Below are 403 nucleotides of genomic sequence, written 5' to 3' on the forward strand. Positions count from 1 at the left end.
GGCCGGTGACAGTGTGGGCTTGGGTCTTCTGTAGCAGCCTCTCATGGGGTGTCCGGCCTCCGAGACCGCCGTGGGGACGGTGGTGGTAGTAGTCCTCCCATTCCTCGAGTTTGTCGTTGAACAGCCCGGTGTCATCGATGACGACATCGTCGAGCAGCCGGTAGAACTCTTCGGCATCGATGCGATGGGAGCGTTCGACTCGGCTGTTGAGTCGTGGTGTGGCGGGCTTGATGTAGGTGTGGCCGATACCCTGGTCGATCACGTGCCAGTGGAACGCCGACCGGAACTCCGCCCCGTTGTCGGTCTGGATCTTCTCGATCCGGAACGGCGGCCGGGCGATCACGTAGTCGAGGAACTGGATCGCGGTCTTCTGATCCGAGCGCGGAGAGATGCGCAGCGCCCG

The 403-nt window shown here is 63.0% G+C and carries 1 protein-coding gene; it reads right to left on the minus strand.

The annotated features are described in order from the left end of the window. Positions 1-403: integrase core domain-containing protein (locus tag ON20_RS25670; RefSeq protein ID WP_040839532.1), on the minus strand; the 403-nt coding region annotated here is incomplete at both ends.

The organism is Nocardia brevicatena NBRC 12119 (assembly GCF_000308495.1).
GTDB lineage: Bacteria > Actinomycetota > Actinomycetes > Mycobacteriales > Mycobacteriaceae > Nocardia > Nocardia brevicatena.